We start from the raw sequence: 16,052 nt of genomic DNA, 5'->3' as shown, positions 1-16,052 counted from the left end.
ATTTGTTTGGCATGCGGTGGTCTATGCGACCACTGCCTGTTCATACGAAGGGGAGCGGGAAAAGTTTCAAAAAATGTAATATTGTCTGACAGTGTTACTCGCGTAGGTCGCCCAGCAGGGCGCTCAGGGTTGCCTTGCCTTTCTTCTGGTTGACCTCTTTGTCCTGGTCCCCGAGACCTTCCCAGCGAACATCGTCTTCCGGCAGCTCGTCCAGAAACCGGCTGGGAATGGTCTCCAGTTTCTCGCCGTACTGTTTGCGTGAGGCGGCATAGGTCAGCGCCAGGGTTTCCCTGGCCCGGGTGATACCCACATACATCAGGCGACGCTCCTCTTCGATGTTGCCCTCCTCAATGCTGGTGCGGTGTGGGAGGATTTCCTCTTCCAGGCCCATGATGAAAACATGGGGGAACTCCAGGCCCTTGGAGGCGTGCAGAGTCAGCAACTGCACCTTGTCGCTGTCGTCTTCCTCCTCCCGCTGCTCCATCATGTCTCGCAGAATCAGTTTGGCGATGGCATCTTCTATGCCCAGTTCATCGGCGGTACCCTTGCCGTCGTCCAGCATGTGCTGGATCGATTCCACCAGGTACCAGATGTTCTCCATCCGCCGTTCGGCCTGCTTCGGGCTGCCGGAGTGCTGGTGCAGCCATTCTTCGTATTCAATGTCGGTGAACAGCTGCTTGATCACCGGTATCGGATCTTCCGAAAACAGCCGTTCACAGGTTTTGTCCACCCAGTGGGCAAAGCGGCGCAGCCGGTCCAGGCCTTTCTCGGTGACGTGGGTTTCCGCGCCCATATCGCCCAGTGCCTTGAACAGGCTGACGTTGCGAGCGCGAGCGTAGTGGCTCAGCTGTTCCAGGGTGCGCGGGCCAATCTCCCGGCGAGGCACGTTCACCACCCGCAGGAAGGCGGCGTCATCATCCGGGTTGATCATCAGGCGCAGGTACGACATGGCATCCTTGATCTCGTTCTTGGAGAAGAACGACTGCCCACCGGAGATCCGGTAGGGGATCTGATACGCCTGAAGCTTCATTTCCAGCAACCGGGCCTGGTGGTTGCCCCGGTACAGCACGGCAAAGTCTTTGAAATCGAGCCCGTTCTTCAGCTTCTGGTCCAGGATCTCTGTGGCCACCCGCTCGGTTTCCGCGTCTTCGTTGCGGCATCGGATGATGCGAATTTCCTCGCCGATGGTGTGGTCACTCCACAGGGCCTTCTCGAACACGTGGGGGTTGTTGGCAATCACCGTGTTGGCACTGCGAAGGATGCGGCCGGTGGAGCGGTAGTTCTGCTCCAGCTTGACGATCTTCAGGCTGGGAAAGTCTTCTTTGAGTTGTGCCAGGTTTTCCGGCCGGGCACCACGCCAGGCGTAGATGGACTGGTCGTCGTCGCCCACCACGGTAAACGCTGCCCGCTCTGCGACCAGTTGTTTGACCAGTTCATACTGGCACACGTTGGTGTCCTGATATTCATCCACCAGCATGTAACGGATTTTCCGGCGCCATTTGGCCAGCACGTCGGGGGTGTCCCGGAACAACTGCACCGGCAGCAGGATCAGGTCGTCAAAATCCACCGCGTTATAGGCTTTCAGATACTCGTTGTAGTGCTTGTAGACAATGGCGATGCGCTGCTCTCGCTCGTCAGCAGCCTTGCTGTAGGCTTCCGGCGGACTGCGCATGGCGTTCTTCCAGGACGAGATGGTCATCTGTACATCGTTCAGCTCGTCACCGGCCTCGGCGCTGGCCTCTCGCATCATCAGGTCCTGCAGCAGGGCTTTGGCATCTTCGGCATCGAAGATGGAGAAACCGGGGTGGTAGCCCAGGTGCGTATGTTCCTCCCGGATGATATTCAGCCCCAGGTTATGGAAGGTGGACACAATCAGCCCCCGGGCCTTACCCCGGTCAACAATCCGGCTGACCCGTTCCTTCATTTCCCGGGCGGCCTTGTTGGTGAAGGTCACGGCGGCAATGTGTCGCCCCGGAATGCCCAGTTCCTCAATCAGATAGGCAATCTTGCGGGTGATTACACTGGTTTTGCCACTACCCGCCCCGGCCAGCACCAGCAGAGGGCCTTCAGCGTAGCGAACCGCTTCGCGTTGTCTCGGGTTGAGCTTGTTCACAATGTAGCGACCAAATAGGGAACCATGGGGAGGTATTTAGCGTGGGGCTATTCTACACCAGCCAGACTTTCTGTACCTTGGCGATCTATCAGCTATGCTTCCTAGAATGGACGTTGCTGTTGGCCGACACATGGATTTTGCTCGATGACACTGTCTTTGGACACCAGACCTGATTGTCTACGCCTGCTGGTACTGACCCCGGAATACGCGGATTTTCTGTGGTTATCCGCACTGCTGCAAGACGATCCGGAAATCAGTCCGGACGCCATATGGTGCCCGGACCTCGTGGATTGTGATGATCTTATCCGCAACGCCAGTTTCGATGTCATTGTTTGGGACTGCATTTTTCACGGTGGTGACGAACAGTCTTTCCTTCAGTACCTATCGGTTTCAAGTGAAGACAAACCGGTGCTTGCCCTCAGTGCGGAGCCCTGCAATGAACGCGGGGGTAAATTGCTGCAGGACGGTGCGTCTGACTACCTGTGCCGGCAGACCCTGGATCGTTGGAGTTTTCGCCGGGCGGTGAAGTATCTCTGGTATCGCGTGCAGCTGTCCGAGTCGGCCCACGGCCAGTTAGGCCGTGAGGTGGCAACCGGGTTTATCAATAGGGACCTGTTCTTCGATCGCCTGCAGCAGGCGCTGTTGCGGGCGGAGAGAGCTGGCCACCGGCTGGCACTCCTGCATCTCAATGTCGATGATTTTCGCAGTATCAACGAATCCTTCGGTTATCAGAAAAGCGACCAGTTGATGTTCCGGCTGGCGGAGCGGCTGCGGCAGAAGATGCGTCGGGTGGATTCGCTGATGCGCATCGGCGGCGACGAGTTGGCGATTATTATCGAGAAGGTGGAAGACTCGCTCGATATTACCCAGATTATCCGTAAGGTGGTGGTTGCACTGGATGAGCCGCTGACCGTTGACGGCCAGATGATTGTGGTCAGCGCCAGCCTGGGCGTGGCGACCTATCCCGAGGCGGGCGACAGCCCGGAAGAACTGCTGAGGCGGGCCAACCGGGCGATGTTCGAGGCCAAACGGGACCCGGGTACCAGTTATCGGTTCTATGACCGGCAGTTACATATTTCTGCTGGCTACCAGCTCCGGTTGGAAGCGGATTTGCGCAATGCTTTGCGGGGTAAAGAGCTGGAGCTCTACTATCAACCAAGAATCGATCTGGCGACCGAAGAGGTTCGTGGCGTCGAGTGCCTTCTGCGCTGGAATCATCCCAAGCGAGGCCTGGTGGGGCCCGACGAGTTCATACCGGTGGCGGAGCGCAGTGGCCTGATTGTACCCATTGGTTACTGGGTTATAGAGCAGGCCTGCAAGCGCCTGCAGGAAAGCGCCGAAATGGGCTTTCCCGGCCTGGTATTTGCGGTCAATCTGTCGTTCCGCCAGTTCCACGACCGCAAGATGACCGAAACCATCTTCCGGATTATTTTCAACGCTAACGTCGACACCAGCCTGCTGGAGCTGGAACTGACCGAAAGCGCCATGATGCACGATCCGGATTACGCCCAGCGATGCCTGCGGGAACTCAATCAGCTAGGCATCAGCTTTGCCCTGGATGACTTCGGTACCGGTTTTTCATCCCTGAGCAATCTGCAACACCTGCCCATTTCCCTGGTGAAAATCGACAAATCCTTCGTCCAGGAACTGGGGCAGTCGGCGGATGCCGAGCACATCATCCGGGCCATCATCAGCCTGGCCCACAGCCTGCAGATCAGCGTGGTGGCGGAGGGTGTTGAAACTGAAAGCCAGCTGGAATTCCTGCGCCAGCAGCACTGCGATGAGATCCAGGGCTATTACTTTGCCCGCCCCATGCCCTGGAATGACCTTGTTCAATTCCTGAACCACCGTAACCAGTCCGCTTGCCTGCAGCAGTAAGCCGCTGTACCTTTGCGCATTAATTCCGAACGCGATAATACACAGAGGTTGCATGAACAGTATCTCCCGGCGCATTGCCGACGAACTCGGCGTACGCGAGCAACAGGTTAATGCCACCGTTGCCTTGCTGGATGAAGGGGCCACCGTTCCGTTTATTGCCCGTTACCGTAAAGAGGTGACCGGCTCGCTGGACGACAACCAGCTGCGAACCCTGGAAGAGCGTCTTCGTTACCTGCGCGAGCTGGAAGACCGCCGCGGCACCATCCTCAACAGCATTGATGAGCAGGGCAAGCTTACCGATGAGCTGCGCGCCGCCATCCAGGAGGCAGACACCAAGAACCGCCTGGAAGATCTGTATCTGCCCTACAAGCCCAAGCGCCGCACCAAGGCCCAGATTGCCCGAGAAGCCGGGCTGGAGCCCTTGGCTGACGCCCTGTTCGGCGACCCTACGCTGGACCCGGAAGCCACCGCCGCCGGTTACCTGAACCCGGAAGCTGGCGTGGAAGACACCAAAGCCGCGCTGGAAGGCGCCCGCCACATTCTGATGGAGCGCTTTGCCGAAGACGCCGAGTTGCTGGGTTCATTGCGGGACTTTATCTGGCAGGAAGGTCAGTTGAAAGTCACCGTAGTGGACGGCAAGGAGAACGAAGGCGCCAAGTTCCGGGATTATTTCGATCACGTGGAGCCCCTGAAGAAAGTACCTTCACACCGGGCCCTGGCGATTCTGCGCGGACGTAACGAAGGCATGCTGACCTACTCACTGGTGGTGGGGGATGTCGAAGACGATCGCCGTCAGCCCCATCCCGCCGAGCAGCGGATTGCCGCGCGCTGGGGTATTCGGGATAACGGGCGGGCCGCCGACAAATGGCTGTCGGAAGTGGTGCGCTGGACCTGGCGGGTGAAGCTCTCTACCCAGATTGAAACCGACCTGATGTCTCAGGTAAGGGAAGCCGCCGAGGCCGAAGCCATCAACGTGTTTGCCGCCAACCTAAAAGACCTGTTGTTGCTGGCCCCGGCCGGCCCTCGGCCAACCCTGGGCCTGGACCCCGGTCTGCGTACTGGCGTTAAAGTCGCGGTGATCGACGGCACTGGCCAGGTGGTGGACCACGGGGCCATCTTCCCCCATGCGCCCCAGAACAAATGGGAGCCATCCATTGCCCAACTGGCGGCCTGGTGCCAGAAATACCAGATTGAGCTGGTCGCCATCGGCAACGGCACCGCGTCCCGGGAAACCGAGAAGCTGGTGGGCGACCTGTGCAAACGCTATCCGGAACTGAAGCTGGCCCGTATTGTGGTGAACGAATCCGGTGCGTCCATCTACTCCGCCTCGGAATTTGCCTCAAAAGAGCTGCCGGATCTGGATGTTACCATCCGTGGTGCGGTGTCCATCGCCCGCCGCCTGCAGGACCCACTGGCGGAACTGGTAAAGATCGAACCCAAGTCCATCGGGGTTGGCCAGTACCAGCACGACGTTTCCCAGGTGCAGCTGTCTCGTAGCCTGGATGCGGTGGTGGAAGACTGTGTAAACGGTGTTGGGGTCGACCTGAATACGGCCTCCGTGCCTCTGCTTACCCGGGTGTCCGGCCTGAATCCGAGCATTGCCCAGAACATCGTCGATTTTCGCAACCAGAACGGCAAGTTTGTCAGTCGCAAGCAGCTACTGAAGGTCTCCCGGCTGGGTGAGCGCACCTTTGAACAGGCGGCTGGCTTCCTGCGTATTGCTGGCGGCGACAACCCGCTGGACCGTTCCTCGGTGCACCCGGAAGCCTACGGTGTGGTTGAGGCCATCGCGAAGGGTAATGGTCGCAAGGTGGAAGACATCATTGGCGACTCGGCGTTTCTGCGCAGCCTGAACCCTCAGGACTACGTTACCGAACAGTTTGGCCTGCCAACCATCAAAGACATCATCTCCGAACTGGAAAAGCCGGGCCGCGACCCGCGCCCCGAGTTCCGCTTTGCCAACTTCGAGGAAGGGGTGGAAACCCTGAATGACCTGAAACCAGGCATGGTGCTGGAAGGTTCGGTAACCAACGTCACCAATTTCGGCGCCTTTGTTGACATCGGCGTGCATCAGGACGGCCTGGTGCACATCTCCGCCCTGTCTCATACTTTCGTTAAAGATCCGCGCGAAGTGGTCAAGGCCGGTGATATTGTTAAGGTCAAAGTGATGGAAGTGGACATTCCCCGTAAACGCATCGGGCTGTCTATGCGTATGGATGACCAGCCCGGTGCCGAGACCCAGGCCAAGCCAGCCCGGGGCGCCGACCGCAACGCAGGTCGCTCCGGTGGTCGCAAACCCCAGGGTGGCCAGGGCCAGGCGCAGGGCGCCATGGCGGGTGCGTTGGCGCAGGCGCTGGCCTCTGCCCGCAAGAACGGTCGTTAAATCACCTTATCGATTCAACGCGATTGCTCCTCACGAGGGGGCAATCGCGCCAACAGGAGCTCACCATGGCTGAATCCCGCCACTCCCTGTTTCACCAGTTTGCGGCCAGCGATTGGGACGGTTTCCTCAAAGGGGTCGAAAAAGAAGGCCTTCGCGTGGATGCCAATGGTTTCATTGCCCAGACACCGCACCCGGAGGCGCTGGGCTCGGCCCTGACCCATCCACGGATTACCACCGATTATTCCGAAGCCCTGCTGGAGCTGATCACCCCGGTTTTCAGCTCCACTGAGGCCATGCTGGCATCGCTGCGAGACACCCACCGGTTTGTCCAGCAGAATCTCGGTGACGAAGTGTTCTGGTCGGCCAGTATGCCCTGTGAGATTGATGGCGATCAGAGCATTCCCATCGCTGAGTATGGCCGCTCCAACATTGGCCAGCTCAAGCATGTCTATCGGCAGGGGTTGGCTGTGCGTTACGGTCGCATCATGCAGAGTATTGCCGGGGCCCACTACAACCTGTCGTTACCCGACAGTTTCTGGCATAAGTGGCAGCAACTCACCGGTAATCAGGATGCCCTGAAGGATTTCAAATCCGACCAGTATTTCTGGTTGATCCGCAATTTCCGCCGACGAAGCTGGCTGTTAATGCTGTTGTTCGGTGCATCACCAGCCCTGGATGCCAGTTTCGTTGCCGGCGTGAAGCATGACCTAAGCCGGTTTGATGAGCGAACCTGGTATGGCAAACACGCTACGTCGCTGAGGATGGGTGATCTGGGTTACCACAACAATGCCCAGGCCTCCCTCAACATCTGTTTCAACGAGCTGAGCACCTACACCCGTACCCTGGACCAGGCTATCCATACCAATTGGCCGGCTTATGAAGCCATTGGCACCCGTCGTAACGACGAGTTTATCCAGATCAACACCAGTGTGTTGCAGATTGAGAACGAGTATTACAGCGCCGTTCGTCCCAAACGCACCACCGAGCGTGCCGAGAAGCCTATCCAGGCGCTGGATGCCCGTGGAGTTGAATACATAGAGGTACGTTGTCTGGATCTGGACCCATTCTCGCCGGTAGGGGTCAACCGGGCGCAGATCGATTTTCTGGATCTGTTCCTGCTTGACTGCCTGCTGACCGACTCTCCCCGCATCGGAGATGATGAATGTCAGCGGCTGGATGACAACTACAAAGATGTGGTGGCATCAGGCCGCTGGCAGGAGCTGGGGGTGTGCCAGGGTGGCCAGCGGGTGCCGGTGGGTAACGCGGCCCGTGAGTTGCTGGATCGCTTGCAGCCGCTGGCGGATTTGCTGGACAGCTGGGGTAAGGACGAGACCTACCGTTCAGCCCTGGCTGCTCAGCGTGAAAAGCTGCAGGGGCAGGAGTGGTCTGTGCCATCAGCCCGCGTACTGGCTTCGATGGAAGCCTCCGGGCTTGGTCACCGGGACTGGGTGCTGGCGTTGTCCCGGCAGCATCAGGAAACCCTCAGAAGCGAACCACTGGCTCCGGACGTACTGGCGGATTACCAACGCATGTCGCGGGAATCCCTGGCCGAACAGAAGGCCCAGGAACAGTCGGATAAACTTCCGTTTGCCACCTTCCTGGAAGAGTATCTTCGCTCGTGAGCCGTGGTTGAGTCACAACCCGAAAGGGACGTGACGCACAGAAACCACAGAACGGTTTGCCGGCTTCGTTACCTGCTGTTACTTTTGTTTACAACAGGTAAGGAGACGGCGCCATGGCAAGAGATATCAAGCTCGGATGGGATGTGGAAGCCCTCAACAAGGCATATCGCCAGGGGTACATGGCGGGCTCCATGGGCATGGATAAAAACCGATGCCCGTATCGGGGTGAGGTGATCATCGCTGCCTGGGAAGCGGGTTGGGATGATGCCGGCCAGGTGGCTGCCGAGCAGCCCTCCAGCGACGACCTGTTCTCCCGAATCGCCTGACCTACCTTTGTACCACAAATTCCGTAAACAGGACGCCGGTGATGCGCTCACCGGTTTTCTGTTCTTCCAGGGCAGCATTGATGCGCTGTGCTGCCTCCCCTCTCAACGCTTGCTGGCCCTGTTGCGTAGTGAGCTGGTCAACGTCGGTCTGTTCACCGAACAACATTACCAATTCGTGCCGTAATCTTGGCATATGGGCCTCTACAGCAGCTCTTGTCGTCTCCTGCGAGGCCCGCAGGGTTACAGACGCTTTCAGGTAAATGACCTTGTTGCCGGGTTCGCCCACATGGGTCACAAAAGCCGGCTCCATGGCGATGTAGTCGGTTACCCCCCGTTCCTCCGGCTCCTCCTCGGCCATGGCCGGCCAGGCGATCAGGGAAGCGACAGCGAGTAACAGCGTTAGGGCGTATTTTCGGTGAAAGGTCATAGGCGCAATGTTCTTCATGGGTTAGGATTGGCAGCATCAGCTTACATGATGATTCCGGGGTGTTGATTTGACAAGCAAATGGGTGTTCGGCGTCGTTTTTCTTCTGTGCGCAGCTCTGTTGGCCGTGGCCTTTTACATGGAGCACGTCATGGGCCTGGAGCCTTGCCCGTTGTGCTGGTTGCAGCGTTTTGGTTTCATGGGCGCAGGGCTGGTAGCCCTGATTGCGTTTCTCCATGGTCCCGCCGGTTTTGGTAACCGGGTGTATGGCTTTTTTCTGGTGCTGACCGCCGGTACCGGGCTGGGCATTGCTGGCCGGCAACTTTGGTTGCAAAGCCTGCCGGAAGATCAGGTGCCCGCCTGCGGCCCGTCCGTGGACTACATGCTTGAGGTGTTGCCCTGGTTTGAGGTGCTGCAGACGGCCCTGAAAGGCACCGGTGATTGCGCCGAGGTGGTCTGGCGCTTTCTCGGGTTGAGCATTCCTGGCTGGACAGCCGTGTTCTTCAGCTTGTTGGTGCTGGTTGGCCTGGTGATGATGTTCCGCCGATACCGGCCGAAAAACTGGTTGCAGGGCTGAAACGGTTGCGGGCCACCATGGCCTTGGGGTAACTTGATTCAGTCATGACAACAATCAAGTGAACGGCCATTTATCAGGCAGACTGACTGAGGGGAGACAGACGTCATGTTGGAGAACTGCAGAAACGCCAGGGAGCGTTGGGGCGGAGTCAGCGAGCTGATCGACCGTTGGCTGAAAGAGCGCCAGGAGCTGTTGGTGCGCTACTGCGATCTGTCGACCGAGACCGATTTTTCCCAGACCGAGATGCTGCGAGACAAGTTTGTCCGCCTCTGTGAGGTGCTGGTCGATTATGTGTCTGCCGGGCACTTCGAAGTCTACGAACAGTTGATCCAGGAAGCCCGTGAGTTCAACGATGGCGGCCTGGAGTTGGCGGCAAAGGTCTATCCCCGGATTGAGCAGACGACCGGCGTGGCTCTCAATTTCAACGATCGCGTTGATGGTCGACTACTGACCGAAGACGACGTCAGAGAGCTGTTCTCAGAGTTGTCAAAGCTGGGTGAGGTGCTGGAAAGCCGGTTCGAGATGGAAGATTTCCTGATCGAGCATTTGCATAACGCCCACGCTGGAAAAATGGCCTCAGCCTGATTTCGGGCAGCCAGTAGAGTGTTTCAAAAAAAACGGCCTGAATGTTCAGGCCGTTTTTTATTGCCCGGAGTTATTCGCTTTCCGGGTTCACTGCCAGCAGTTCTACATCAAAAATCAGGGTTTCGTTGGGCCCGATCGCCTGATTGCCACCCGGGCCGTAGGCCAGGTCGGCGGGGATGTAGAGCTTGTAGCGGGCGCCTTCGCTCATCAGCTGCAGGCCTTCGGTCCAGCCCGGAATTACCTGGCTAAGGCCAAAGGTAACCGGTTGGCCACGATCACGGGAGCTGTCGAACACATCGCCATTGATCAGCTCGCCGGTGTAGTGCACCTGTACTCGGTCTGAGGCTGTCGGGTTGTTGCCATCGCCTTCCTCGATGACCTCATATTGCAGGCCGGACTCGGTGGTTTCCACGCCTTCGCGCTCAGCGTTCTGGGCCAGGAAGGCTTCGCCGGCTTCCAGGTTCTGGCTGGCCAGTTCTTCGAATTGTTGTTCCTGTTGCCCCTGAAGCTCCTCCTGGTAGGCCATCAGTGCTTCCTGGATTTGCTCCCTGGTCAGGCGTTTGGTCTCTTCGTCGCCAGCGTGGCCGTGCTGGATACCCTGCAGGAACTGGTCCATTTGCAGGTCAGGCAGGTCATTGCTCATGCGCTCACCAAGCACCAGGCCCATGCCGTAGCTGACTCTCTCCGGCGTCGTGTCCAGGGCTGGGTCCTTTTCGGAGTCCTGGGCGGTAGAGCAGCCGGCAACCAGGCCGGTCATGGCGATAGCTAACAGGGTTTTCTTCATACTGGTATCCTTCGCGCGTGTAACAGGGCCTGACGGCCCACTTGGATTTGGCAAACAGGAAAGGTAACGGGTTCAGCCACAGGATGCCACTGAAACTGTGGTAACAGTGTGATGCTGTTGGCGTCAGGTACCGTTATCCCCGGGCGATGGCGCCAGGGAAAAAGGGGCCCGGTAGGGAGAACGCCAGTCGCTGTCATTGTCGGCCCGGCGTTCGTTATGCAGGTTCTTGCCCGGACGTTCAATGGCCAGAGCGTTCCAGGGGCCCTGGGCCGGTGGCTGGTCGGCGTAGTGCCAGTTCCCCTCGGTGTCCTGCCATTTGAAGACAATCTCCGGGCCCTCGGTGGGAATGGGGGCCGGCAGCAGGCCTTCAAACGAAGGGATGGCCTCGGGTTTCTCCTCGGCCGCAGACTCCGATACCTTGCCTGGGTCCCCCAGTCCAAAGAAAATCAGCAACAAAAGCAGGCCAAGGGCTGGAAACGATAGCCTAATAAGCCATTTCATCATCATGGCTGGGGTTCTCCTGCCGCAGCCGCCAGGAGGCCTGCCAGCGTGTCCATTGATACGGATGCCTGGGTGTCTGTGTCCCGACGCGGTGCTGCGGCCAATAGGTTTTGCAAGATGGCGGCTTTGCGATTGTGCATGTTGCCAGTCTCCGGGTACCTGGGTGTCAGTGTGTGCCAGGCCAGGGCAAGTTCGGTTTGCTCGGCCTGTAGTTCGGCCTGGGCCAGTGCTTCCCGGAGATCACGACAACCAATATGATGCCGGGGAATGGATTTTCTGGCGGAACGAATGCTGCCGGTTACACGGGATCGCCACTCTGTTACCTTAGCGTCCTCAACGCCAGTGAACAGGTGCCCGTTCACCCCCAGCCAGCCGGCACAGAGAATTCGGGTAACGCTCCAGTCACAGGCCTGCAACGTCAGGCAGGCCTCGGCCAGCTCCGGGTTTTGCCAGCAGGCCAGTGCATAACGCCACAGGGGATTATCCGGTTCCATTGTTGCGGGCAGATTCAATGATTCTGTCTGCGGAACGGTCATGGCAGGGCGCTTCCCTGGCTGAAATCCATGGATAAAGACAGTCTATGTTAACGATAACCGATCTCAGTTTACAACGAGGCGGCGTCTGGTTGCTAGAAAACGTCAGCCTGACGGTGCAGCCCGGCCAGAGGGTAGCGATTGTTGGCGCTAATGGTGCCGGAAAATCCAGCCTGTTCCAGCTCTTACTGGGCCATCTGGCGCCGGAGCAGGGCAGTGTGTCGTTGCCAGGGGGCTGCCGTATTGCCCACATGGCGCAGGAGGTTGAGGCCAGCCAGCGATCTGCCCGGGACTTTGTCCTGGATGGCGACTTTGAATTGCGCCGTATGGAGCGTGAGCTGGCCGATGCCGAGACCCGGGATGACCATCACGCCATTGCCCGCCTGCACGGCGAGCTGGATGTGCACGAAGCCTGGTCTGCGCCGAGAAGAGCCGACTCGTTGCTGCGTGGGTTGGGGTTCGCTGATAGCGATACCGGCCGGCCAGTATCGGCGTTTTCAGGGGGCTGGCGTATTCGCCTGAATCTGGCCCAGGCCCTGATGCGGCCATCGGACCTCCTGTTGCTGGATGAGCCCACCAACCACCTGGACCTGGACGCCTGTCTGTGGCTTGAGAACTGGCTTCGTCGATACCCTGGCACCCTGCTATTTATTTCCCATGATCGGGATTTCATGGATCGGGTGGCCACACACCTGGTGCACTTTGATAACAAAAAGCTGGAACTCTACACCGGCAACTACTCGGCGTTTGAAGTGCAGCGCAGTGAGCGCCTGGCCCAGCAACAATCCAATTACGAGCGCCAGCAGGCCCGTATTGCCGAGATCCAGCGTTTCATTGACCGCTTCAAGGCCAAGGCTACCAAGGCCCGCCAGGCCCAGAGCCGGGTCAAGGCCCTGGAGCGCATGGAACGAATCGCGCCAGCCCATGTGGATTCGCCCTTCAGCTTTGAATTTCCAATGGCGGACAAGGTGTCCAACCCGTTGTTGTCCATTCGCAACGGTGTGGCCGGCCATGGCCAGACGGCTATCCTGAACAATATCAACGTCACCTTGCTGCCCGGCTCGCGCATTGGTTTGCTCGGCCCCAACGGTGCGGGCAAATCAACCTTTATGGATGCCCTGCGGGGCACTGGTACCCTGCTGGCCGGTGAGCGTACCTGTGGCGAGCACCTGGCCATCGGGTATTTTGCCCAGCACCAGCTGGAAGCCCTGGACCTGGACGCCAGCCCGTTCTTGCATTTGCAGCGATTGTCGCCCCGTGCGTCCGAGCAATCGGTACGGAACTTTCTGGGCGGTTTTGATTTTCATGGCGACGAAGCCCTGAGTCCGATTCGCTCGTTCTCCGGGGGGGAGAAAGCCCGGGTCGCCCTGGCGGTGATCGCCTGGCAGAAACCCAACCTGCTGTTGCTGGATGAGCCCACCAACCACCTGGACCTGGAGATGCGCCAGGCCCTGACCATGGCATTGCAGAATTTTGATGGTGCCATTGTGGTGGTGTCCCATGATCGGCACCTGTTACGCAATACCGTAGACGAGTTCTGGCTGGTGTCGGATGGCACAGTCCAGGAATACGACGGCGACCTGGAAGACTATGAACGCTGGCTGGCAGACCGCAGGAAGGATGAGGACGAGCCCCCCAAACGCCAGGTAGCTGAGGATTCAGATGCTGAAAAGAAGGCGGGCAGTGGCCAGGCATTGACGGCCGAAGAGCGCAAGGCCAGAAAACGCCAGGAGGCGGAACTTCGTCAGAAGCTGAGCCCGTGGCGGAAAAAACAGGTATCTCTGGAAGCCCGGATGGATCAGCTGCAGCAGCAATTGGCAGGCGTGGAAGCTTCTCTGGGCGACCCTGCGGTGTACGAAGACAGCGGGAAATTGCGCCTGAAGGCGCTGCTGGCGGAGCAGACCGAACTCAAGCGGGCCCTGGAGGAGGCCGAGGCCGAATGGCTGGAGGTCAGCGAAATGGTGGAAAACCTCGAGGCCGAACTGGCTGGCTAGTGCCCCATCGGGTTTACCGGGTGCCGATTTCCAGGGTGAAATCCTGTTTGGACAGGTAATCCCGCTCGTTCTCCAGGTCTGCCAGGGTCAGTGGCCGGTTATCCAGCCAGCCTTCCGGAAACTCCACCACCAGCTTGTTTTCATGGCCATGGAGGACGAATTCGGGTGGCTGCTCCAGATTCCTGGGGTGTTGGATTAGCACGGCCAGCCTTAGCAAAACGCACAGGTAGCGCAGGCGCGGCTTGTCTTCCGGCTCTATGCCCTCGAACACGGTGGAGGAGAATTTCCGTCGATGGCCACGCACCAGGGTGGCCAGATCTTTTTGAAACTGCTGGGTAAACCCGGGCAAGTCGGAATAACGCAGCAGATAAGCGCCATGTTTGTGGTACTGGCTGTGGGAGATGGTCAGACCAATCTCGTGCAGCCGGCAGGCCCAGCGCAGTACATCCTCGTCCGCTGACGTATGCAGGCCCCATTGATCGGCCACTTGCTGCCATGCAGCAATAGCCGTTTGCTCAACGGCAGCGCCGTGAGCCTGGTCCACATGGTAGCGCTCCTGCAGCGCGGCAATGGTGCGCTCCCGTACATCCTCGTGCTGGATACGGCCTACGATGTCGTACAGCAGCCCCTCCCGCAGCGCGCCATCAGCGAAGGTCATCGCTTGAATATCCAGTGATCGGAACGCCGCCAGCAGGATGGCAAACCCGGCCGGGAAAATGCTTTGCCGGTCCTGGCGCACGCCCAGGTCTGCCAGTTTTTCGACCCTGCCCATGTCGACAAGCCGTTTACGCAGCTCTTCCATTGCGTCACGGGTGAGGGTGCCATCGGTGATCTTCAGGTTGGCCAGCACACTGCAGATCGCCTTGATGGATCCTGAGGAACCGACGGCACTCTGCCAGCCAACCGAGCGGTAGTGCTGGCGGATGTTCAGGAGCTCCTGTTCGGCGTGAGTGATCGCCTTGTCCATCTGCCGCCGGGTAATTTTGCCGTCCGGGAAATAGCGATTGCGAAACGACACACAGCCCATATGCAGGCTTTCCAGCTCCTGGGGCTCAAATCGCTGGCCGATGATGAATTCGGTGCTGCCGCCGCCAATATCGATGACCAGTCGCCTGCCTTCGTCATCGGCCAGAGTGTGGGAAACGCCAAGGTAGATCAGACGGGCTTCTTCCCGTCCCGCGATGATCTCAACCGGGTAACCGAGGACCTCTTCTGCCCGGGCAATGAACTCGGGGGCGTTGCGGGCCACCCTCAAAGCGTTGGTGCCGACAATCTGAACCCCCTCGGCAGGCATGCCCTGTAGGCGCTGGGCAAACCGGCTGAGACATTCCAGGGCCCTTTGCTGGGCTTCTTCCGTCAGCCGGTTATAGGGGTCAAGCCCCGCGCCCAGCTGGACCTTTTCGCCCATCTTTTCGACGGTACGAATTTCACCATGGACCAGGTGGGCTACGACCATATGAAAACTGTTGGAGCCCATATCAATGGCTGCCAGCATGTCCGGGGAGGGGGCGGTGTTCTCGGCAGGGGATGCGGCCGTCACGTGGGTTGGCGTCCTGTATGGTGTGAACTTGTCGATACAATGGCCGTACTATAAAAGAAAGCGCGGTGCGCTGTCAGTAACGGTCTGCGGTGAATACGGATGCGGATCGTCGCCGACGGAAACAGATCTCGCTTCACATTGAGGCCGGCAATCGCGTAAAGTATTCGTCTAACGAAATCCGGGCAGGCGACATTCCGATGACGGTTTGTACAGCCTGCTACAGTCAACAGCGACTCCGACGCGGCTGCGTTACAGGCCCCGGAGCGCCTGAATCAGGAAAAGGTAATGAGCGGAAATATCGTTAATGTCACCGACGCTTCTTTCGAACAGGACGTACTGAAGTCCGACGTCCCGGTACTGGTCGACTACTGGGCTGAGTGGTGCGGCCCGTGCAAGATGATTGCCCCGGTTCTGGAAGAAATCGCCGACGAATACGACGGCAAGCTCAAGGTCTGCAAGCTCAACATCGACGAAAACGAACAGACCCCGCCCAAGTTCAACATCCGTGGTATCCCGACCCTCATGCTGTTCAAGAACGGCAACGTGGACGCCACCAAAGTTGGCGCTTTGTCCAAGTCACAACTCGCCGCCTTCCTCGACAGCAACCTCTGATCCGCTGTTGAAGAAAACCGCCCCTGAACATGGTTCACGGGCGGTTTTTTTGGTGCGCCAGGCATGGCGCGTAGCGCCTTGACGGGCGCTGTTCCGGTACAGGTGGTGCTGGCCGGATGACTTGGGGGTGCAAGTCCCCTGTGGGCCCGGCAAGGGGAACCACTAGCCGGACGGCAAGGG

General features: G+C 58.8%; 14 protein-coding genes. 8 read left to right on the top strand and 6 right to left on the bottom strand.

Going from position 1 to position 16,052, the window contains the following annotated elements; translation table 11 throughout:
• Positions 1 to 94: 94 nt before the first annotated feature.
• Positions 95 to 2,113 carry a DNA helicase Rep gene (gene rep, locus J122_RS17795; protein ID WP_061333465.1) on the bottom strand — a complete coding sequence of 673 codons (2,019 nt, stop codon included), beginning with the start codon at positions 2,111 to 2,113 and terminating at the stop codon, positions 95 to 97.
• Positions 2,114 to 2,257: 144 nt separating this feature from the next.
• Between rep and J122_RS17790 the strand changes: the two genes are divergently transcribed.
• From J122_RS17790 to rmf, 4 genes are all read left to right on the top strand, one after another.
• On the top strand, positions 2,258 to 3,991 hold the full coding sequence (locus tag J122_RS17790) for an EAL domain-containing protein (protein WP_061333464.1): 1,734 nt from the start codon (positions 2,258 to 2,260) through the stop codon (positions 3,989 to 3,991).
• Positions 3,992 to 4,043: 52 nt separating this feature from the next.
• Positions 4,044 to 6,374 (top strand): Tex family protein, encoded by a 2,331-nt coding sequence (locus J122_RS17785; protein WP_061333463.1) that lies wholly within the window; start codon positions 4,044 to 4,046, stop codon positions 6,372 to 6,374.
• 65 nt (positions 6,375 to 6,439) lie between these two features.
• Entirely contained in the window at positions 6,440 to 7,996 is a 1,557-nt protein-coding gene (gshA, locus tag J122_RS17780) for a glutamate--cysteine ligase (RefSeq protein ID WP_061333462.1), read from the top strand.
• 113 nt (positions 7,997 to 8,109) lie between these two features.
• The gene (gene rmf, locus J122_RS17775; protein WP_058091935.1) at positions 8,110 to 8,322 is read left to right on the top strand and encodes a ribosome modulation factor; all 213 of its coding nucleotides are present in this window, start codon (positions 8,110 to 8,112) and stop codon (positions 8,320 to 8,322) included.
• Between the two features lies 1 nt (position 8,323).
• On the opposite strand, the gene fliL is transcribed toward rmf, so the two are convergent.
• On the bottom strand, positions 8,324 to 8,749 hold the full coding sequence (gene fliL / locus J122_RS17770) for a flagellar basal body-associated protein FliL (protein WP_061333486.1): 426 nt from the start codon (positions 8,747 to 8,749) through the stop codon (positions 8,324 to 8,326).
• Positions 8,750 to 8,816: 67 nt separating this feature from the next.
• Here fliL and J122_RS17765 point away from each other — a divergent pair, with 67 nt between their 5' ends.
• Positions 8,817 to 9,323 (top strand): disulfide bond formation protein B, encoded by a 507-nt coding sequence (locus J122_RS17765; RefSeq protein ID WP_061333461.1) that lies wholly within the window; start codon positions 8,817 to 8,819, stop codon positions 9,321 to 9,323.
• 105 nt (positions 9,324 to 9,428) lie between these two features.
• Positions 9,429 to 9,908 (top strand): Rsd/AlgQ family anti-sigma factor, encoded by a 480-nt coding sequence (locus J122_RS17760; RefSeq protein WP_061333460.1) that lies wholly within the window; start codon positions 9,429 to 9,431, stop codon positions 9,906 to 9,908.
• A gap of 70 nt (positions 9,909 to 9,978) precedes the next feature.
• Here J122_RS17760 and J122_RS17755 read toward each other — a convergent pair whose 3' ends face one another.
• The 3 genes from J122_RS17755 to J122_RS17745 all read right to left on the bottom strand — a co-directional run bounded on the left by J122_RS17755 (position 9,979) and on the right by J122_RS17745 (position 11,729).
• Positions 9,979 to 10,692 (bottom strand): FKBP-type peptidyl-prolyl cis-trans isomerase, encoded by a 714-nt coding sequence (locus J122_RS17755; protein ID WP_061333459.1) that lies wholly within the window; start codon positions 10,690 to 10,692, stop codon positions 9,979 to 9,981.
• Positions 10,693 to 10,815: 123 nt separating this feature from the next.
• Positions 10,816 to 11,199: a hypothetical protein gene (locus tag J122_RS17750; protein ID WP_061333458.1), complete on the bottom strand. Its 384-nt coding sequence runs from the start codon at positions 11,197 to 11,199 to the stop codon at positions 10,816 to 10,818.
• Positions 11,196 to 11,729 carry a DUF2390 domain-containing protein gene (locus J122_RS17745; RefSeq protein ID WP_061333457.1) on the bottom strand — a complete coding sequence of 178 codons (534 nt, stop codon included), beginning with the start codon at positions 11,727 to 11,729 and terminating at the stop codon, positions 11,196 to 11,198. The genes J122_RS17750 and J122_RS17745 overlap by 4 nt, the downstream gene beginning before the upstream one ends.
• 44 nt (positions 11,730 to 11,773) lie before the next feature.
• Here J122_RS17745 and J122_RS17740 point away from each other — a divergent pair, with 44 nt between their 5' ends.
• The gene (locus J122_RS17740) at positions 11,774 to 13,720 is read left to right on the top strand and encodes an ATP-binding cassette domain-containing protein (protein ID WP_061333456.1); all 1,947 of its coding nucleotides are present in this window, start codon (positions 11,774 to 11,776) and stop codon (positions 13,718 to 13,720) included.
• Positions 13,721 to 13,733: 13 nt separating this feature from the next.
• On the opposite strand, the gene ppx is transcribed toward J122_RS17740, so the two are convergent.
• Complete coding sequence (ppx, locus tag J122_RS17735; RefSeq protein ID WP_061333455.1) at positions 13,734 to 15,260, bottom strand: exopolyphosphatase; 1,527 nt, start codon at positions 15,258 to 15,260, stop codon at positions 13,734 to 13,736.
• A 285-nt stretch (positions 15,261 to 15,545) separates the two neighbouring features.
• Between ppx and trxA the strand changes: the two genes are divergently transcribed.
• Positions 15,546 to 15,872 carry a thioredoxin TrxA gene (gene trxA / locus J122_RS17730; RefSeq protein WP_011784020.1) on the top strand — a complete coding sequence of 109 codons (327 nt, stop codon included), beginning with the start codon at positions 15,546 to 15,548 and terminating at the stop codon, positions 15,870 to 15,872.
• Positions 15,873 to 16,052: the final 180 nt, after the last annotated feature.

Origin of the sequence: Marinobacter excellens LAMA 842, from assembly GCF_001574445.1 — a bacterium.
GTDB lineage: Bacteria > Pseudomonadota > Gammaproteobacteria > Pseudomonadales > Oleiphilaceae > Marinobacter > Marinobacter shengliensis.
The sequence above is the reverse complement of the archived record's forward strand: the minus strand, read 5'-3'. Positions and strand labels throughout refer to the sequence as shown.

What these genes read in the sequence shown, in the direction of transcription:
- J122_RS17790 (WP_061333464.1), top strand. Translation starts at nt 2,258, where the DNA reads ATGACACTGTCTTTGGACACCAGACCTGATTGTCTACGCCTGCTGGTA.
- J122_RS17785 (WP_061333463.1), top strand. Translation starts at nt 4,044, where the DNA reads ATGAACAGTATCTCCCGGCGCATTGCCGACGAACTCGGCGTACGCGAG.
- gshA (WP_061333462.1), top strand. Translation starts at nt 6,440, where the DNA reads ATGGCTGAATCCCGCCACTCCCTGTTTCACCAGTTTGCGGCCAGCGAT.
- rmf (WP_058091935.1), top strand. Translation starts at nt 8,110, where the DNA reads ATGGCAAGAGATATCAAGCTCGGATGGGATGTGGAAGCCCTCAACAAG.
- fliL (WP_061333486.1), bottom strand. Translation starts at nt 8,749, where the DNA reads ATGACCTTTCACCGAAAATACGCCCTAACGCTGTTACTCGCTGTCGCT.
- J122_RS17760 (WP_061333460.1), top strand. Translation starts at nt 9,429, where the DNA reads ATGTTGGAGAACTGCAGAAACGCCAGGGAGCGTTGGGGCGGAGTCAGC.
- J122_RS17755 (WP_061333459.1), bottom strand. Translation starts at nt 10,692, where the DNA reads ATGAAGAAAACCCTGTTAGCTATCGCCATGACCGGCCTGGTTGCCGGC.
- J122_RS17750 (WP_061333458.1), bottom strand. Translation starts at nt 11,199, where the DNA reads ATGATGATGAAATGGCTTATTAGGCTATCGTTTCCAGCCCTTGGCCTG.
- J122_RS17745 (WP_061333457.1), bottom strand. Translation starts at nt 11,729, where the DNA reads ATGACCGTTCCGCAGACAGAATCATTGAATCTGCCCGCAACAATGGAA.
- J122_RS17740 (WP_061333456.1), top strand. Translation starts at nt 11,774, where the DNA reads ATGTTAACGATAACCGATCTCAGTTTACAACGAGGCGGCGTCTGGTTG.
- trxA (WP_011784020.1), top strand. Translation starts at nt 15,546, where the DNA reads ATGAGCGGAAATATCGTTAATGTCACCGACGCTTCTTTCGAACAGGAC.